15 protein-coding genes are annotated in these 15,714 nt (G+C 65.0%); 6 read left to right on the top strand and 9 right to left on the bottom strand.

The window, feature by feature from the left end; translation table 11 throughout:
• Positions 1-18: 18 nt before the first annotated feature.
• On the bottom strand, positions 19-903 hold the full coding sequence (locus BMY06_RS01695; protein WP_065057608.1) for a LysR family transcriptional regulator: 885 nt from the start codon (positions 901-903) through the stop codon (positions 19-21).
• Positions 904-1,068: 165 nt separating this feature from the next.
• Positions 1,069-2,484, bottom strand: coding sequence for a DUF2252 domain-containing protein (locus BMY06_RS01690; protein WP_074981239.1), 1,416 nt, complete (start codon positions 2,482-2,484; stop codon positions 1,069-1,071).
• Positions 2,485-2,758: 274 nt separating this feature from the next.
• On the opposite strand from BMY06_RS01690, the gene gltS reads away from it, so the two are divergent.
• The 3 genes from gltS to BMY06_RS01675 all read left to right on the top strand — a co-directional run bounded on the left by gltS (position 2,759) and on the right by BMY06_RS01675 (position 5,879).
• The gene (gene gltS / locus BMY06_RS01685) at positions 2,759-3,964 is read left to right on the top strand and encodes a sodium/glutamate symporter (protein WP_074981237.1); all 1,206 of its coding nucleotides are present in this window, start codon (positions 2,759-2,761) and stop codon (positions 3,962-3,964) included.
• Positions 3,965-4,068: 104 nt separating this feature from the next.
• Positions 4,069-4,689, top strand: a complete 621-nt coding sequence (locus BMY06_RS01680) for a LysE family translocator (protein WP_065057605.1) — start codon at positions 4,069-4,071, stop codon at positions 4,687-4,689.
• Between the two features lie 212 nt (positions 4,690-4,901).
• Positions 4,902-5,879, top strand: coding sequence for a 2-dehydropantoate 2-reductase (locus BMY06_RS01675; RefSeq protein WP_065057604.1), 978 nt, complete (start codon positions 4,902-4,904; stop codon positions 5,877-5,879).
• Positions 5,880-6,007: 128 nt separating this feature from the next.
• Here the strand turns inward: BMY06_RS01675 and BMY06_RS01670 are convergent, their stop codons facing one another.
• Positions 6,008-7,114: a LysR family transcriptional regulator gene (locus BMY06_RS01670; RefSeq protein WP_065057720.1), complete on the bottom strand. Its 1,107-nt coding sequence runs from the start codon at positions 7,112-7,114 to the stop codon at positions 6,008-6,010.
• Positions 7,115-7,135: 21 nt separating this feature from the next.
• The gene (gene oxlT, locus BMY06_RS01665; protein WP_065057603.1) at positions 7,136-8,464 is read right to left on the bottom strand and encodes an oxalate/formate MFS antiporter; all 1,329 of its coding nucleotides are present in this window, start codon (positions 8,462-8,464) and stop codon (positions 7,136-7,138) included.
• A 24-nt stretch (positions 8,465-8,488) separates the two neighbouring features.
• Between oxlT and BMY06_RS38355 the strand changes: the two genes are divergently transcribed.
• Complete coding sequence (locus tag BMY06_RS38355) at positions 8,489-8,839, top strand: hypothetical protein (protein WP_124263087.1); 351 nt, start codon at positions 8,489-8,491, stop codon at positions 8,837-8,839.
• Positions 8,836-9,780 carry a LysR family transcriptional regulator gene (locus BMY06_RS01660; protein ID WP_065057602.1) on the top strand — a complete coding sequence of 315 codons (945 nt, stop codon included), beginning with the start codon at positions 8,836-8,838 and terminating at the stop codon, positions 9,778-9,780. Before BMY06_RS38355 ends, BMY06_RS01660 begins: the two co-directional genes overlap by 4 nt.
• 109 nt (positions 9,781-9,889) lie before the next feature.
• Here BMY06_RS01660 and BMY06_RS01655 read toward each other — a convergent pair whose 3' ends face one another.
• From BMY06_RS01655 to BMY06_RS01635, 5 genes are all read right to left on the bottom strand, one after another.
• Positions 9,890-10,879: a hypothetical protein gene (locus BMY06_RS01655; protein ID WP_074981235.1), complete on the bottom strand. Its 990-nt coding sequence runs from the start codon at positions 10,877-10,879 to the stop codon at positions 9,890-9,892.
• 46 nt (positions 10,880-10,925) lie between these two features.
• Positions 10,926-11,759, bottom strand: a complete 834-nt coding sequence (locus BMY06_RS01650; RefSeq protein WP_074981233.1) for a fumarylacetoacetate hydrolase family protein — start codon at positions 11,757-11,759, stop codon at positions 10,926-10,928.
• A 44-nt stretch (positions 11,760-11,803) separates the two neighbouring features.
• A complete protein-coding gene (gene frc / locus BMY06_RS01645; RefSeq protein WP_065057600.1) occupies positions 11,804-13,051 on the bottom strand; it encodes a formyl-CoA transferase in 1,248 nt (415 codons plus the stop codon).
• Between the two features lie 549 nt (positions 13,052-13,600).
• Positions 13,601-14,329, bottom strand: coding sequence for a GntR family transcriptional regulator (locus tag BMY06_RS01640; protein ID WP_065057599.1), 729 nt, complete (start codon positions 14,327-14,329; stop codon positions 13,601-13,603).
• Positions 14,310-14,540 (bottom strand): hypothetical protein, encoded by a 231-nt coding sequence (locus BMY06_RS01635; protein ID WP_065057598.1) that lies wholly within the window; start codon positions 14,538-14,540, stop codon positions 14,310-14,312. Before BMY06_RS01635 ends, BMY06_RS01640 begins: the two co-directional genes overlap by 20 nt.
• 679 nt (positions 14,541-15,219) lie before the next feature.
• On the opposite strand from BMY06_RS01635, the gene BMY06_RS01630 reads away from it, so the two are divergent.
• On the top strand, positions 15,220-15,675 hold the full coding sequence (locus tag BMY06_RS01630) for a DUF2917 domain-containing protein (RefSeq protein WP_074981231.1): 456 nt from the start codon (positions 15,220-15,222) through the stop codon (positions 15,673-15,675).
• Positions 15,676-15,714: the final 39 nt, after the last annotated feature.

Below are 15,714 nucleotides of genomic sequence, written 5' to 3'. Positions count from 1 at the left end.
CTTCGATGTTGTTGACCTTCAAGCCTGCGCGAAACCCGCGCGCAACACGTCGACGAACGCGTTGCCCGCCTGCGAATCCATGCCGCCGTCGCGCCACAGCGCGAACACGCCCACGCTCAATGCCGGTTCCACGCGACGGATCGCGACCGGTTCGCCCGCACTCTTCGCGGTGATTTCGTCGAGCAACACGCGCCCCACGCCGCGCGCCGCGAGCGAACGCGCCACATACCAGGTCTGCGCCTCAACCACCGCGAGCCGCCCTTCGACGCCCTGCGTTTCGAGCAGATGCCCGATGGTCTCGCCCAGCGGATCGACATTGCCGATGCTGATCCAGTCGCTCGCGACGACGTCCTGCAGCGCGAGCGGTGCATCGGCGGGCGTGGGTTCGTCGGGCGGCGCGACGCAGACCACGGCCGTGCGCCCGAGTTCGAGCGAGGCGATGCCGGGCCGCGCGGGCGGATTGATCGCCACGCCCACGTCGAGTTCGCGCGTGAGCAGCGCGTTGAACAGCTCGTTGGTGTGGCGCGTCTGGATCTGCAGCGAGACTTCCGGATAGCTGGCGCGAAACGCCTGCACGGCCTGCGGAATCAGGCTCAAACCCAGACTCGGCAGACAGCCGATGCGCAGCAGCCCCTGCGGTTGCAGCGCGAGATTGCGCGCGAGGTCGCGGATGCTGTCGAGGCTCGTTTGCAGCTTCTGGGTTTCGGCGAACAGCAGTTCGGCTTCGCGTGTCGGCTGGAGCCGGCCGTGCGCGCGCGCGAACAGCTTGAGGCCCGCGCTGCGCTCGGCATGCGCGAGCACCTTGCTCACGGCGGGCTGCGACACGCACAGCAGCTCGGCGGCTTTCGACAGCGAGCCCGTGCGCATGATCGCGTGGAAGACTTCGATGTGGCGTAGACGCATGAGGCGCGGGCCGCACGGTCCGCGTGCGGCTGAACAAAAGCGCAAGGATAGCGCGTTCGCGCGTGCGGATCAGCGTGGATCAGCGCGCACACGCGAATGCGAGCGCCGACGACGTGCCAGTCGAGCGCCCGGCGTACTCCGCGTTCCGCACCGATCGACGCACCCTCACACGCGGAAATCGGCGGCCATGTCCTCGTCGCTGCGCGCGCGGATCTTGCCGCTGCGCGCAGCCTTCACAAACAGGTCGTAATCCTTCTCGACCTGATCGGCGTAGGCGAAGCCATAACCCACGAGCGCTTCGGCGAACTGATCGCTGCGTCCGATATACGAAGCGATCTCGATCGCCGCGTTGCCCGACTTCGCATGCGCGCGCGCCATCGCCCAGCCGCACAGGCGTCCGTAGCCCGCGAGCAGCGTGCTGTCGAGCAGTTCGAGATCGACGGAAAGCTTCATGTCGCGCAACTGGCGGAAGTAGAAGTGCCGCCCCGACGGCCCCGTCGACCAGCCGAGAAAGATATCGCTCGCGGCCTGCAGCAGGCGCTGCCCCTGCACGACGCGCGCGGCTTCGTGCTTGAACGGCGGCGACTTGAAAAACTGCGAGATCACTGAGCGGCGCGCCTCCTTGACCTGAAGGAACAGCGGCTTGCCGTGATGATCGACGAGCAGGATCACGAGGCAGCGCGTGCCCACGCTGCCCACGCCCACGACTTTGAAGACGAGATCCTGCAACGCGAAGTGTTCGAGCAGTTCGCGGCGGTCGGGCGCGAGCGTCTTCAGATAGGCTTCGTAAGTGGGCGTGATGAGTGTGCGCCAGTCGTCGAAGGTGAGCCAGTTGTCCTCGGCTTCGTAGAGCGAGTTCGGGCCGTGCACGTGAAAAAGCGCGGGCGGCGCGTCGCGCACGATCCAGTGGCCCGACGCGTCGTCGCGATGCGCGAGCTTTTCGAGCATGCTTTCGTGCGTGCGCCCGGCCGCCTTCTCCATGCCGCGCCGGATCAGACGGCGGCCCTCGGGCGTGAGCGCCGTCTCCACCATGCGGTCGAACGTGATCTTGTCGTACCAGAGTTCGAGTGCGCCGTAGTCGGCGTACTGGCGCATGCGGTCGCGATAGGTGTTCACCACCGTCATCACGAGATCCTCGGCCACGCCGCGCGAGTAGCGCATGTGCCGCGCCGCCACCACGAAGCTCGCGACGAGGCGCTTGAGGTCCCATTCCCACGGACCGGGCGCGACTTCGTCGAAGTCGTTGAGATCGAACACGAGTTGTCGCTCGGGCGTGGCGAAGCCGCCGAAGTTGAGCAGATGGCCGTCGCCGCAGATCTGCATGACCATGCCGGTGTTCGGCACCTGGGCGAGATCGTGCGCCTGGAGGATCGCGCTGCCGCGAAAGAACGTGAAGGGCGACACGATCATGCGACCATAACGCAGCGGCACGAGGTTCGGCACGCGGCCCTCGCTGCTCGCTTCCAGCAGCTTGAGCGGATCGCGATGCAGCTCGCCGGTCTGCTTGTGGCTCGAACGCTTCGCCCGCTCGCGCGCGGCGCGCCCGGCCGCTTCGCGTTCTGCAACGGTCTTTCCATTCATGAACGGCTCCCGTTCCGGATGAGAGTGACGACCCGTGATGCGCGCCGCATCGGCGTGTCCGCAAAGGCGCGCCGCGCCAGCCATATTTAAGCGTGCGGCCCCCTTTTGCGCAAGCGCGGCACGGTTGCCGCGGCCGCCCGTCCGCATCGCGCCAGGGCGCTGCGCAACGTGCGCGCAACGCGCGCGACGCTCGTGTACCGTGCGCATTGAGCTTTCGGGGACGGCGCGGCCTGCGCGCCGACGCGCCACGCCATCGTTGCATCACGAGGCCCGCATGAATATCGGTGTCTATGGAACGCTCGTCGCCGCGTCGCTCGTCCTGCTGCTCGGCAACCGGCTGCTGGCCGCGCTGCCGCTGCTGCGCAAATGGACGATTCCCGAGCCCGTCGCGGGCGGCCTCGTCGTCGCGCTCGTGTTGTTCGGATTGCATACGTTCGTGCACGTGGACGTACGCTTCGACGCCTCGCTGCAAGCGCCGCTGATGCTCGCGTTCTTCGCGACCATCGGACTGAACGCCAATCTCGCGAGCCTGAAATCCGGCGGCCCGATGCTGGTGCGCTTTCTCGCCGTGGTGATCGGCCTGCTGGTGTTGCAGAACGTCGTGGGCATCGGACTCGCGCTCGCGATGCGTGTCGATCCGTTGTTCGGGCTGCTCGGCGGCTCCGTCTCGCTCGCGGGCGGACACGGCACGGGCGCCGCGTGGGGCAAGGTCTTCACCGAGCATCACGGCCTGCAGTCGGCGACCGAAGCGGCCATCGCGTGCGCGACGTTCGGCCTCGTGATGGGCGGCATACTCGGCGGCCCGGTCGCGCAGCACCTGCTCAAACGCATCGGCCACACGGACAACACGGCCGATGCCGACGCCCCCGCCGACGCGCCCTACGCCTTCGAGGAACCCAAAGCCGAACAGGCGACCACGCCCGCCGTCTTCATCGAAACGCTGACGTTGATCGCCATCAGCCTCGCCGCGGGCGACGTGATCGCCGGATGGATCGCAGGCACGCCGTTCGAATTGCCGGGTTTCGTCTGCACGCTGTTCATCGCGGTGCTGCTCGCCAACGCGCTCGCGTTCATGGGCCGCCCCGTCGCCGAACACGCGGTCGCGCTGATCGGCAACGTGAGCCTCGCGCTCTTTCTCGCGATGGCGCTCATGACGCTGCGCCTCGGGGATCTCGCTGCGCTCGCGTTGCCGGTGTTTTCGATCCTCGTCGCGCAGACCGTGATGATGGTGCTCTACGCGTTGTTCGTGACTTTCCCCGTGATGGGCCGCAACTACGACGCCGTCGTGCTCTCCGCCGGGCATTGCGGCTTCGGCCTCGGCGCGACGCCCACCGCCATCGCCAACATGCAGGCCGTGACCGCGCGCTTCGGCCACTCGCATCTGGCCTTCCTCGTCGTGCCGATGGTAGCCGCGTTCTTCATCGATATCGCCAACGCCATCGTCATCAAGCTGTTTCTCGCGTTGCCGTTTTTCGCGTGATCGCCGCGTGAAATTCGCGTGATTTTTGCGCGTACGAGACGGCGCGCGGCGTCGCGTTAGAATCGGCGGATGCGCGTTCGCGCGAGTCCTCATCGAGCACGATCATGTCCTTCTCCGCCTGGCTCTTTTTCCTGCCCGCCTGCTTCGCGCTGAACATGGCGCCAGGGCCGAACAACCTGCTGTCGATCAACGTGGCCGCGCGCCACGGCTTCGCGCGCGCGTTCGTGGGCGGCCTCGGCCGGCTGCTGGCCTTCGCGGCGATGATCGCGCTCGCGGCCACCGGCCTCGCGGTCGTGCTGCGCGCCTCCGAAGCCGTATTCTTCGCGATCAAGCTCGCGGGCGCGGCCTATCTCGTGTGGCTCGCCGTGCAACTCTGGCGCAGCGACGACGCGCCCATCGGCATGAAGCTCGACAGCGACGCCACGCTCGCGCGGCTCGCCTGGCGCGAGTGTCTTGTGGCGGCGGGCAACCCGAAGGCGATTCTGGTTTTCACGGCCTTTCTGCCGCAATTCGTCGACGTGACGAAGCCGATGCTCGCGCAGTTCGGCGTGCTGGGCGCGAGCTTTCTCGTGCTCGAAACCGTGGCCATCGCGCTTTACTCGCTCGCCGGCATGTACCTCGCGCGCTGGCTCACGCGCAGCGTCGTGCGCCGCTGGTTCAACCGCGCATGCGGCGCGTTTCTCGGTGCGATCGGCGTGAGTTTTCTGCTGGTCCGGCGCGGCTGAAAACGCGTCCGGCAAGGCGCTTTTCGCACCCGTCATCCATAACGTTTCGCTGATGATTTTGGCGAGAAACTTTAACTGTCGTTAATCGACGGCAGCCCCTATGCTCGAATCATCGTCCCTCGCGCGGGCGTGCATGCGTATTGAACGCACGGCACACGACGCTTGCGGCCATCGAGCGGACACGCGGTTTTCAACGTCATTGGGGAATCGATATGAAGATCTGCATCTTCGGTGCGGGGGCGATCGGCGGCATGATGGGCGTGCAGCTCGCACGCGCGGGCGCCGACGTGAGCTTCGTCGCGCGCGGCCCGCACCTGGCCGCCATGCGCGAGCGCGGCGCGCGCCTCTTGATGGACGGCGAGGAGTACGTCGCCAAAGTGCGCTGCACGAGCGATCCGCGCGAACTCGGCGTGCAGGACGTGGTGATCGTCACGCTCAAGGCGCATTCGGTGGCGGGCGTAATCGACTCGATGCAGCCGCTGCTCGGCAAGCACACGGCCATCGTCACGGGCACCAACGGCATTCCGTACTGGTACTTCTATCGTCACGGCGGCAAGTTCGAAGGCACGCGGCTCGAAAGCATCGATCCGGACGGCTCGCAATGGACACGCCTCGGGCCCGAGCGCGCCATCGGCTGCGTGCTCTATCCGGCCGCCGAAATCGACGAGCCGGGTCTGATCCGCCATGTGTACGGCAAGAAGTTTCCGATCGGCGAACCGTCGGGCGAGCGCACGCCGCGCATCGTCCAGTTGCATGAAGCGATGACGGCGGCCGGCTTCGACGCGCCGATCCGCGACGATATCCGCGACGAAATCTGGCTCAAGCTGTGGGGCAATCTCTGCTTCAATCCGATCAGCGCGCTCACGCACGCGACGCTCGACGTCATCACGCAGGATCCGGCCACGCGCGCCGTCGCGCGCACGATGATGCTCGAAGGCCAGCGCATCGCGGAGCAATTCGGCGTGCACTTCCGCGTGGATCTGGAGCGGCGGATCAACGGCGCGGGCGCGGTGGGCGCGCACAAGACCTCGATGCTCGTCGATCTCGAACAGGGGCGGCCGCTGGAAATCGATCCGCTGCTGACCGTCGTGCAGGAGATGGGCCTGCTCGTGGGCGAGCCCACGCCCGCCATCGACACCGTGCTCGCACTCATCAAGCAGCGCGAACGCATGGCGAAGCTGGCGGCGTAGAAAACACCCTGTTTCAAGCGCTAAAACGAACGGACCGCATGAAGATGCGGTCCGTTTTTTGTTGCCGATGCGGGAAAGTGTGCGAAGGTGCGAAACTCAGACAGCGACGCAGACAGCGCCAGCGAGGATCACTCCACGCGCGCCTGCTCGCGCGAGGCGCGCAATGCGCTTTCGAACAGCGCGGCACCCCGCCGGGATTCGCTGGCGTCGTTGCTGCGCGCGCGAGCGGCGCGATTGTCGGCCAGCGCGTCGCTTGAATTCGACACGACATCCGATGCCGTCGTACGGCCATCGCTCACGAACTGCGACCACGCGGCCTGCGCGCACGGACGCAGCGAACGATTGCGCCGCCGCACGAGCATCGTGCTCACCTGCACGACCGGATGCAGCACGCGCGTGACGAGCGGTCCCGGCGGCGCGGGCCAGTGACACGCGGCGCTCGATGAAAGTCCCGCGGCATCGCCCGTTACGCGTCCATCGCGGCCATCATCGCCGCACACCGGCAGCACGCCGATCCCCATGCCGAGCTGCGCCATGCGCGCCACGCCCGCCACATGCGCGAACTCCTGCAACGGACGGCCCTCGGGACGCAAACCTTCGAGCGCGCGCATAACGGCCGCGCGGCAGCCCGCATCGCGATTGAGCGTGACGAGCGGCTCGCGCGCGAGATCGTCCCAGCGCAACGCGCCCTGCAAGGCGAGCGGATGCTGCGCGGGCAGCACGGCGCACAACGGCGTCGCGCTGAGCGGCTGCACGTCGAGATTGCCGCTTGCGAACGGCACGCATTCGGCGATCACGCCGAAGTCGGCCTCGCCCTGCTCGACGGCCTGCAACACGGCAGCTTGCGGCAGGTCCTGCAATTGCAGCGTGAGCGCGGGAAAGGCCGCGGCGCAGCGCGCCATCGCGGCGGGCACCCAGCCCGAGGAAAGCACGGGATTGCTCGCGACGAGCACCACGCCGCTATGGGCCTGATGCGCGTCGCGGCCTTCGGAAAGCGCCATGTCGATCTCGTCGAGCAGACGCCCGATGCGCCGCTCGAACCCGCTGCCGGCGACCGTGAGTTCAACCTGACGCGTGGTGCGATCGAACAGCTTGAGATCGACCGCTTCTTCGAGCTCGCGCACGCAGCGGCTGACCGCCGACTGCGTGAGCCCGAATTCGCGCGCGGCGCGCGTGAAGCTGCGCGCGCGCGCCACGGCGACGAACACCTTGAGTTGCTGAAGCGATACGTTCATCGACATCGTGCCGCCCGTTCGTCATTCGCCGCTGCGGTTGGGCCAGCTTTGCAGCCCGGCGGGATTCGTCGCGAGCGTGGCGGAGTGCTCGTCGCTCTGCTCGATCAGACGATGGCGCATCGGCGCGAGGATGAACTTGGCGCTCACACCGGCCGCGATCGTGATGACCGCCGAGGCGATGAATACCGCGCTCCAGCCGCCCGTCGCCGAGAGCACCGAGGCCACCGGCACCAGCAGTGCGGCCGTGCCCTTCGCGGTGTAGAGCGTGCCCGCATTGGCCGCGGCGTACTTGCTGCCGAAGGTGTCGGCGCAGATCGCCGGGAAGATCGAGAAGATCTCGCCCCAGAACAGGAAGATGAGCGCGGCGAACGTCATGAACGCATACGGGTTCGTGCCGTACTGCATCATGCCGAGCAGCGCGAGCCCTTCGCCCGTGAAGATGATGAACATTGTGTTTTCGCGGCCGATCTTGTCGGAGATGAAGCCGCACAACGGACGCGTGAAGCCGTTGCAGATGTTATCGATCGACAGCGTGAGCGTGAGCAGCGGCAGCGTCGCGCCGAACACGGTCATCGGAATGCGCGCGAGGCCCCAGTCCTTCGCGATCGGTCCGATCTGCGCCGTGGCCATCAGGCCGCCCGCCGCCACCGCCACGAACGAGACGTAGATGAGCCAGAACACCGGCTGCCGGACCATCTGCCCCGGCGTGTAGTCGACACGCGTGACGAGACGTCGGCCCGCCGCGGCGCCGGCGCGCGTCACGGGCTTCACGAGCACGAGCGCGAGCAGCAGAATCGATACGCCCTGCAGGATGCCGAAGAAGAAGAACGTGTGCTCGTAGCCCGAGCGCGTGATCATGTTGGCGATCGGAATCACCGTCACCGCCGCGCCCGCGCCGAAGCCCGCCGCCGTCAGGCCCGCCGCGAGACCGCGGCGATCCGGGAACAGCTTGAGCGCGTTGCCGACGCAGGTGCCGTACACGCCGCCCGCGCCGATGCCCGCGATCACCGAGGAGACATACAGCATCGGCAGCGTGCTCGCGTACGAGTTGAGCACCCAGGCGAGGCCCGCGCAGACCGCGCCGACCATCACGACCGGACGCGGGCCGAACTTGTCGACCAGCCAGCCTTCGATCGGCACGAGCCAGGTTTCAGTCAGGATGAAAATGGAGAACGCCAGCTGAATGGACGCTTCCCCCCAGTGGTGACGCGCATTCATTGGCGCGACGAACAACGTCCACGCGTACTGCAGATTGGCGACGAGTGCCATGCATAGCATGCCCACCACCAGTTGAAACCAGCGGTTCGTCCAGAACGGACCGCCCTCGCTCCTCTGACTGATTGCATTCATCTCGCTTGTCTCCGCTATCCATTCATGGATGCCGGTACTTTCGCCGGCCTGCATAGATATTTACTTATCGTTTTAATTCTTCCCTGCTTACTTTCTGAATTCCATTCGAAACAGCACACGAAAAATCGAATGGAAATTCGTGAATTCCCTTTCATTCGACAATTCCATGAATTGCCTGAATACGCCGATGCAGAAGCCACCGACTACGGGTTTTCCCGCTTTAAAAGGCACTTTTTCGCGTTTTTACGCGTTAACCCGCACACCGTTCCATTGGCATTCGGACTCCTTTCAACTCATGCTAGGGTGATTGTTCGATTAGTCACAATTAAAGTTTGTTATTATGTTGATTCACCATCCTTTATGGATCGGCCATGACCATGAGAAATGCCACGCTGCGCCAGCTCAAGGTGTTCGAAACCGTCGCACGCCACCTCAGTTTTTCGCGCGCCGCGGAAGAGCTGCATCTCACGCAGCCGGCCGTTTCCACGCAGGTCCGCCAGCTCGAAGAGCACGCGGGTCTGCCGCTCTTCGAGCAGCTCGGCAAGAAGATCTATCTCACGCCCGCGGGCACCGAGATGCTGCACTACAGCCGCGCGATCATTCAGCAGTTCCATGAAGTCGACGAGGCGATGAGTCAGTTGAAGGGCGTCTCCGGCGGCAAGCTCAACGTGGCCGTGATCAGCGCGGGCGACTACTTCTTTCCGCGTCTGCTCGCCGAATTCACGCGCCGCTACAAAGGCGTCACGCTCAATCTCTCGGTGCACAACCGCGAGCAATTGCTGCATCAGCTCTCGAGCAATCAGACCGATCTCGCGGTCATGGTGCGTCCGCCGCATACCACCGACGCCATCAACGAGCCCTTCGCGCCGCATCCCTATGTGATCGTCGCCGCGCCCTCGCACCCGCTCGCGCACAAGCGCAGCATCAAGCTCAGCACGCTCGCCAACGAGGCCTTCATCGTGCGCGAGCGCGGCTCGGATACATGGAATTCGATGGAAGAAGGCTTCGCGGGCAAGATCACCAACCTCAAGATCGCGATGGAAATCCAGAGCACGGAAACCATCAAGCAGGCCGTGATCGCCGGCATGGGGATCGCGTTTCTATCGGCGCATACGATCAGCCTCGAATTGCAGGTCGGCCACCTCGTCGTGCTCGACGTGGAGGGCTTTCCGGTCATGCTCAACTGGTATGTGGTGCATCGCAAGAACAAGCGTCTGCCGCCCGTCGCGCTGGCCTTCAAACGCTTCCTGATGGAAGAAGGCGCGCAACTTATCGAAAACATTACACGCGTCTCCGAATCGACTTTCCATAAGTAAGGATAGATAGATCGGCGCGAATCTATTGATTGCGCTGAATGATTCGCGTGATCGAAGGCGTGAATGAGCAGAATGGCGATGAATGCACGCCACCTTCAACTCGCTTGAATCAATGCGGCCCCTGGCGTTGCCTGAGCGCGCGATGACGACTACGCCGCCGACGCGGCATATGCTGCGAAGCGTGCTGCGCGGCGCGCGCCCATTCGGGCGGCGTTGCATAGTCGGCGCTCCACGTATCGAAATACGCGGCATCGCTCGCGTTGCTGTCGAAGGCGGCGACGAGCCATTCGTCGGGGACGCCTGCGAACCGCGCGTAATGTGTAGGTGGAGCGGGTGGCGCGAACAGCGCGTGTTGACGCGCGTGCGGTGAGCGCCGTCGCGCGCCGCCCATCAGACGCACGCCCAGCGCGGCGCATAACACGCACGCGCCCACGAGCACCGACGCGCCGAATTCCGCCGACGCGCCAATCCGCTCAATCGCGAAGCCATAGCCGAGCGCCGCACAGAGCACGATCGCCGCGGCGTGCAGAATCACGTCGCTGTTTCGAGCCGGCGCACGCGCACGCCAACGCCTGATCGCTTTACCCCGAGCGCTCAGCGACCAGGCACACGCGGCTGCGCCGAACAGCAGCGCGCCGAACGTCGCGCCCGCATAGAGCGTGACGCGTTCGACAACGTTTTGCGCGGGCCACTGCAGACAACTCGCGAACGCCGCGACCATCGCGCTCGCGCCGAGCAAGCATCCCGCCACGCCGGCCACGCGCGCGCGCTTCGTCAAATCGTGGCGCGCGCCGAGCCACAGTCCCGCCATCACGCCCGCCTCGACGACAGCCACCGCCGCCGCGCCATGCATGAGCGATGCCGCCAGCACACCGGGCGGAATCGTCAACAGCAGCGCGAACGCAATAGCGAAGGCCGCGTGACGCGCAGGTTTGCTGACTTCGTCTTGCGCACGACGGCATCGCGGCTTCGCGCGCGCAGGCTCGCGCCGCGCCCATGCGGGCGCGAGCGCGGCCAGTTGCGCCAGTGCACAGACGAGCCAGGCGAACAGCACGCCGCCGCCCAGCCACGCCATCTCGCCCGCCAGTTGCTCCGGCATGTCTCCTCCTCGCGCGTCGGCGGCGTGGCCGCACGCGTCGTCGCTATTACCACACCACAGCGGGTTTCTCGCGTTCGCTTGCGGATTGCGCCGCATCGGCCCGATCGCGCACGGGCACGCCCAGCGCGTTGACGAGCGCGCCAATCCCTTCGATCGTCACCTCGACCGTTGCGCCCTCACCGATCGAGCCCACGCCCAGCGACGTGCCGCACGCAATCACGTCGCCCGGTTCGAGCGTGAGATCCTGCGAAATCAGGCTCACTTGCTGCGCGGGCGAAAACACCATGTCGTCGAGCGGATAATTCTGCCGCTCCACGCCGTCTAGCCGCGTCACCACGCGCGCGCTGCGCCAGTCGAAACCCGACACGATCGCCGGCCCCAAACAACAGAACGTATCGAAACCCTTCGCGCGACACCATTGCGGGAAGTGCGGATTCTCGGCGAGCAGGCCCGCAGCGGTGACGTCGTTCACGATCGTGTAACCGAAGATCGACGCCTCGGCTTCTTCGAGACTCGCATCGCGACAACGCTTGCCGATCACGATGCCCAGTTCGCCTTCGAACACGATCTTGCCCGCATAATGAGCAGGACGGCGAATCGCATCGCCCGAACCGATCACCGAACTCGCCGGCTTGATCAGGAAAAGCGGATGCTCGGGCACCGGCTTTTCCAGCTTCAACGCAAGCGCGTGAAAGTTATTCCACAGTGCGACGACCTTGCCTGGCGCGCAAGGCGCGAGCGGCGTGAGCGCACGCAACGACAGCACCGCGCCCGTGGGCACCGGTTGATCGAGTCCTTCGTATTCGTGCAGATAACCGCTTTCGACGCGGCCAAACACGATACTGCCGTCGTTGGCCATCAAGCGCATCCATGTATCCATGCTTTGCTCCATCGTGTCATGTGTGCATGTGCACGCTTGGCCGCTCAGAGCGCGCCTGCCGCGCGCAGCGAGTGGATCTCGGTTTCGCTGTAGCCGAATTCCGCGAGCACTTCATCGGTGTGCTCGCCGAGCAGCGGCGAACGCGTCACGTTCGTCGGGCTGTCCGAGAGCTTGATCGGATTGCCGACCGTGAGATAGGTCCCGCGCACCGGATGCTCGACCTCGACGATCGTGCCGCTCGCGCGCAGCGATTCGTCGGCGGCGATTTCCTTCATCGAGAGAATCGGGCCGCACGGAATGTCGTGGCGATTGAGCGCGGCCATCGCTTCGAACTTGCTGCGATGCATGGTCCAGTGCTCGATCTCCGCGAAGATCTCCTTCAGATGCGGCAGGCGCGCATTCGGCGTGGCGTAGCGCGGATCGTCGATCCATTCCTCGCGGCCGATCAGCTTGCAGATGCGGTCCCACACCGGCGCCTGCGCGATGAAATAGATGTACGCGTTCGGATCGGTTTCCCAGCCCTTGCACTTCAGAATCCAGCCCGGCTGACCGCCGCCCGACGCGTTGCCCGCGCGCGGCACCGCATCGCCGAAACCGGCGTTCGGATATTGCGGATACTCCTTCATCACACCGGTGCGATCGAGGCGCTGCTGATCGCGCAGCTTCACGCGGCAGAGGTTGAGCACGCCGTCCTGCATCGCGGCGAGCACCTTCTGGCCGCGTCCGCTGTGCGTGCGCTGAAACAGCGCCGTGACGATGCCGAGCGCGAGATGCAGACCCGTACCGCTATCGCCGATCTGCGCGCCGGACACGACCGGCGGACCATCGTCGAAGCCCGTGGTCGAGGCCGCGCCGCCGACGCACTGCGCCACGTTCTCGTAGACCTTGCAGTCCTCGTACGGCCCCGCGCCGAAGCCCTTCACCGACGCGAGAATCATGCGCGGATTGAGCGACTGAATATGCTCCCAGCTAAAGCCCATGCGATCGAGCGCGCCGGGCGCGAAGTTCTCGACGAGCACGTCGCATTCGCGAATCAGCCGTTCGAGCACGCGCTTGCCTTCCGGGTTCTTCGTGTCGAGCGTGAGCGAGCGCTTGTTGCTGTTCAGCATCGTGAAATAGAGGCTGTCCGCGTCGGGGATATCGCGCAACTGTTCACGCGTGATGTCGCCGGCGCCAGCGCGCTCGATCTTGATCACGTCGGCGCCAAACCAGGCGAGCAGTTGCGTGCAGGTCGGGCCCGACTGCACATGCGTGAAGTCGAGAATGCGCACACCATCCAGTGCCTTGCCCATGTCATGTCTCCTTGTTTAATCGTGGCCGGGCGAGAGTTCGAAATCGTCAGGTTGCAAAGGCGCCGGGGCGGTCGCCGGATGTTGCGTTCATCGCTGGCTGATTGCGATGCGAGCTGCGTCCTTGAACAATACGGTATGTGATATATCACAACGAAGCAAGGGGGGATTTATCCGGCACAGCGCGTCGAAAAGTGGGCGGAAAAGCTTGTGGAATAAGGCGTTGAGGGAATCGGCGCGCGTTTGCTGCAGCGCACGAACGGGAAAACCCCGAGCGAACGCGGGCAAATATTTCAGATCGCGTGTGGAAAATGGAGAGGCGTCCGAGTGCGTGGAACGCTTACTGCGCTTGGAGTTTGCCGATTGGGCAAGCGCGTTCGGGCGGCTCGCACCGCCCGCCGCCGGCCTTGATGCGCATAAAGTTTCCGCCAGCGCCGTCTCATCCGCTCCGAGCACAGAGCGCGTGAGCGCGCTGCGTGCAAATGAAAACGGGAGACCCGCTGGTCTCCCGTCTTTGTGTCCCGTCAGCGCATAACGCGCTCTGTCACGCGCTCAATCGAGAAAGTCGCAATGCTTTTCGACGTAAGCGGCGAGATCCAGCGAATGCTGGCGCGTGAGCCGTTCCGCCAGTTCGGTATCGCGCTGCTCCAGCGCTTCGATGATGCGCAGATGATCGACGATCGAGCGCGACGCGCGATCGCTCTGCGAGATGGTCATGCGACGGATCGCGCGCACATGCACGAAGATGTTCTTGATCGTATCGAGGATGATCTGCGACTTCGAAAGCTCGACGATCGCCTGGTGGAAGGCGATGTTGGCGTCCGAATATTCCGCAATGTGCTCGGCGGGCGTGCTGTCGCGGAAGCTGTCGAACATATGGCGCAGCTTCGCGATTTCCTCGTCGGTGGCGTGCAGCGTGGCGAGGCGCGCGGCCATGCTCTCGAGCGCGGCCCACATCTGGATCATCTCGACGATCTCGCGCTTGCTCTTGCGCACGATATAGATGCCGCGACGCGGCACCATACGCAGGAAGCCTTCCTGTTCGAGCAGCGTCATGGCTTCGCGCACGGGCGTGCGGCTGACGCCGAGCGTTTCGCTCAGCACGCGTTCGTCGAGGCGGATTTCCTCGCGCGTCTGATAGATATCGGCGTCGGCGATAGCCTGGCGCAGCATCGCATAAGCCTGATCGCGCAGGCTTAGCGTGGCGTTGATGGGCTGCAGCGCCAGCGTGAGCGGCGCGGCGTCCCGGGTGGCGACTGCTTCAGTGTGTTCTGACGACATTCATTGCCTCTTTACCGACCTGCGGACGAACCAGCGGGCGGACCGAACGTGCGGGCTGCGCGCGCGGCGCCTCGCCCAGACCGACGAAGCGGCCGTGCTGTGCGGCCTGCTCGATGGCCGATTGCGGCAGCCATTTCGCGATCATAACCGTAGCGGCGGCACCCAAGGCCACAACTGCCGTCGCAAAGAGTGCAAGAGAGACGAGATCCATTTGAAGCTCCGCAAGATTGAGTCATCGAATGACTGAATCATATGCTGCGTCGCGACAAAAAGCAATATTCTGTATGTGGTATATCAGAGAGGATCTGTTCTAATGTGACCTTTCTGCAACGGCGACGGTGGCACGTTGGCGAATCGTCCGCCCGGCAAGGCGGCCCATTCGCGCGGCGGGTCCCGATGGCCCCAATGGTCCCGCTAGTAGTCCCGGTAATTCCGGTAGTTCCGATGAGAAAACAACCCATCCTGGAGGAAATGCCCGTCAGCGGCAAGGGGGCAGATGAAACGGATCTCGCCTCCGCTCGCCGTTGTCTCCCTCGCCAGATCGGTCGAGCGTAAGCGAGCGCAAACAAGCGTATTCAGCGCAGTCAGCGCTCACGTCCGGCGCCTCGCCTCGCAGCGAATTCTGTTGACACCACACGGCTCGCCCCCGCACACTCGGTTCATGCACATGCGTCCCCTCACCCTCACGACCGCGATGAATCATCCGTGGCACACGCCGAATACTGGCGAGTCACGGGGAGTGTGTGCGAACGGGTAATACAGGCAGTCCGTCTTACGCAAATCACAAAGCCCCGCCGGCATCGACGGGGCTTCTTGTTTTGTGAGCATCGAACAAGCAGCAAGGGCAGAAGAAAGCGCCCCGTCGGTCGGCTCCCACTCTGGAGATGACGATGGATGAAGCTTCACAGCAGCCCGGCGTGTGCAGCGCCGTTCCCGCTTTTGGCGCGGATTTCGGTGCAGACTTTGCCGCACACGATGTCGCCTTGCCCGCGCTGTCGATTCACTTCGCCGTACCGCGTGCGACCACGCTCACCTGGCGCGTCAGCGCCGACGGCACGTTGCGCGTCTACGGCGCGCGCATCTGGCTCACGCGCGCACGCTCTCCCTACGATCATTGGCTGAATCCCGGCGACATGCTGCGCGTGCATCGCGGCGAACGTCTGTGGCTGAGCGCCGATGACATCAACGACACCGACCACACGCCCGACGCCGCCACGCGCCGCCCACTCGCGCGCGTGACGCTCACGAGCGCCTGGCGGCAACCGAGTTTTGCCAGCGTGGCCGTCGAACGTCTCGCGGCGTGGCTCGACTTGCGGGTCTTGCGGCTCTTGCGGCGCGCGCGTTAGCGGCGCGACGTGAAAGCCGGCAGGCGTGGCCGACAACAT

The sequence above is a fragment of the Paraburkholderia tropica genome (genome assembly GCF_900109265.1).
In the GTDB taxonomy this organism is placed as follows: Bacteria; Pseudomonadota; Gammaproteobacteria; order Burkholderiales; family Burkholderiaceae; genus Paraburkholderia; species Paraburkholderia tropica.
This window is presented reverse-complemented; position numbering and strand designations above follow the sequence as displayed.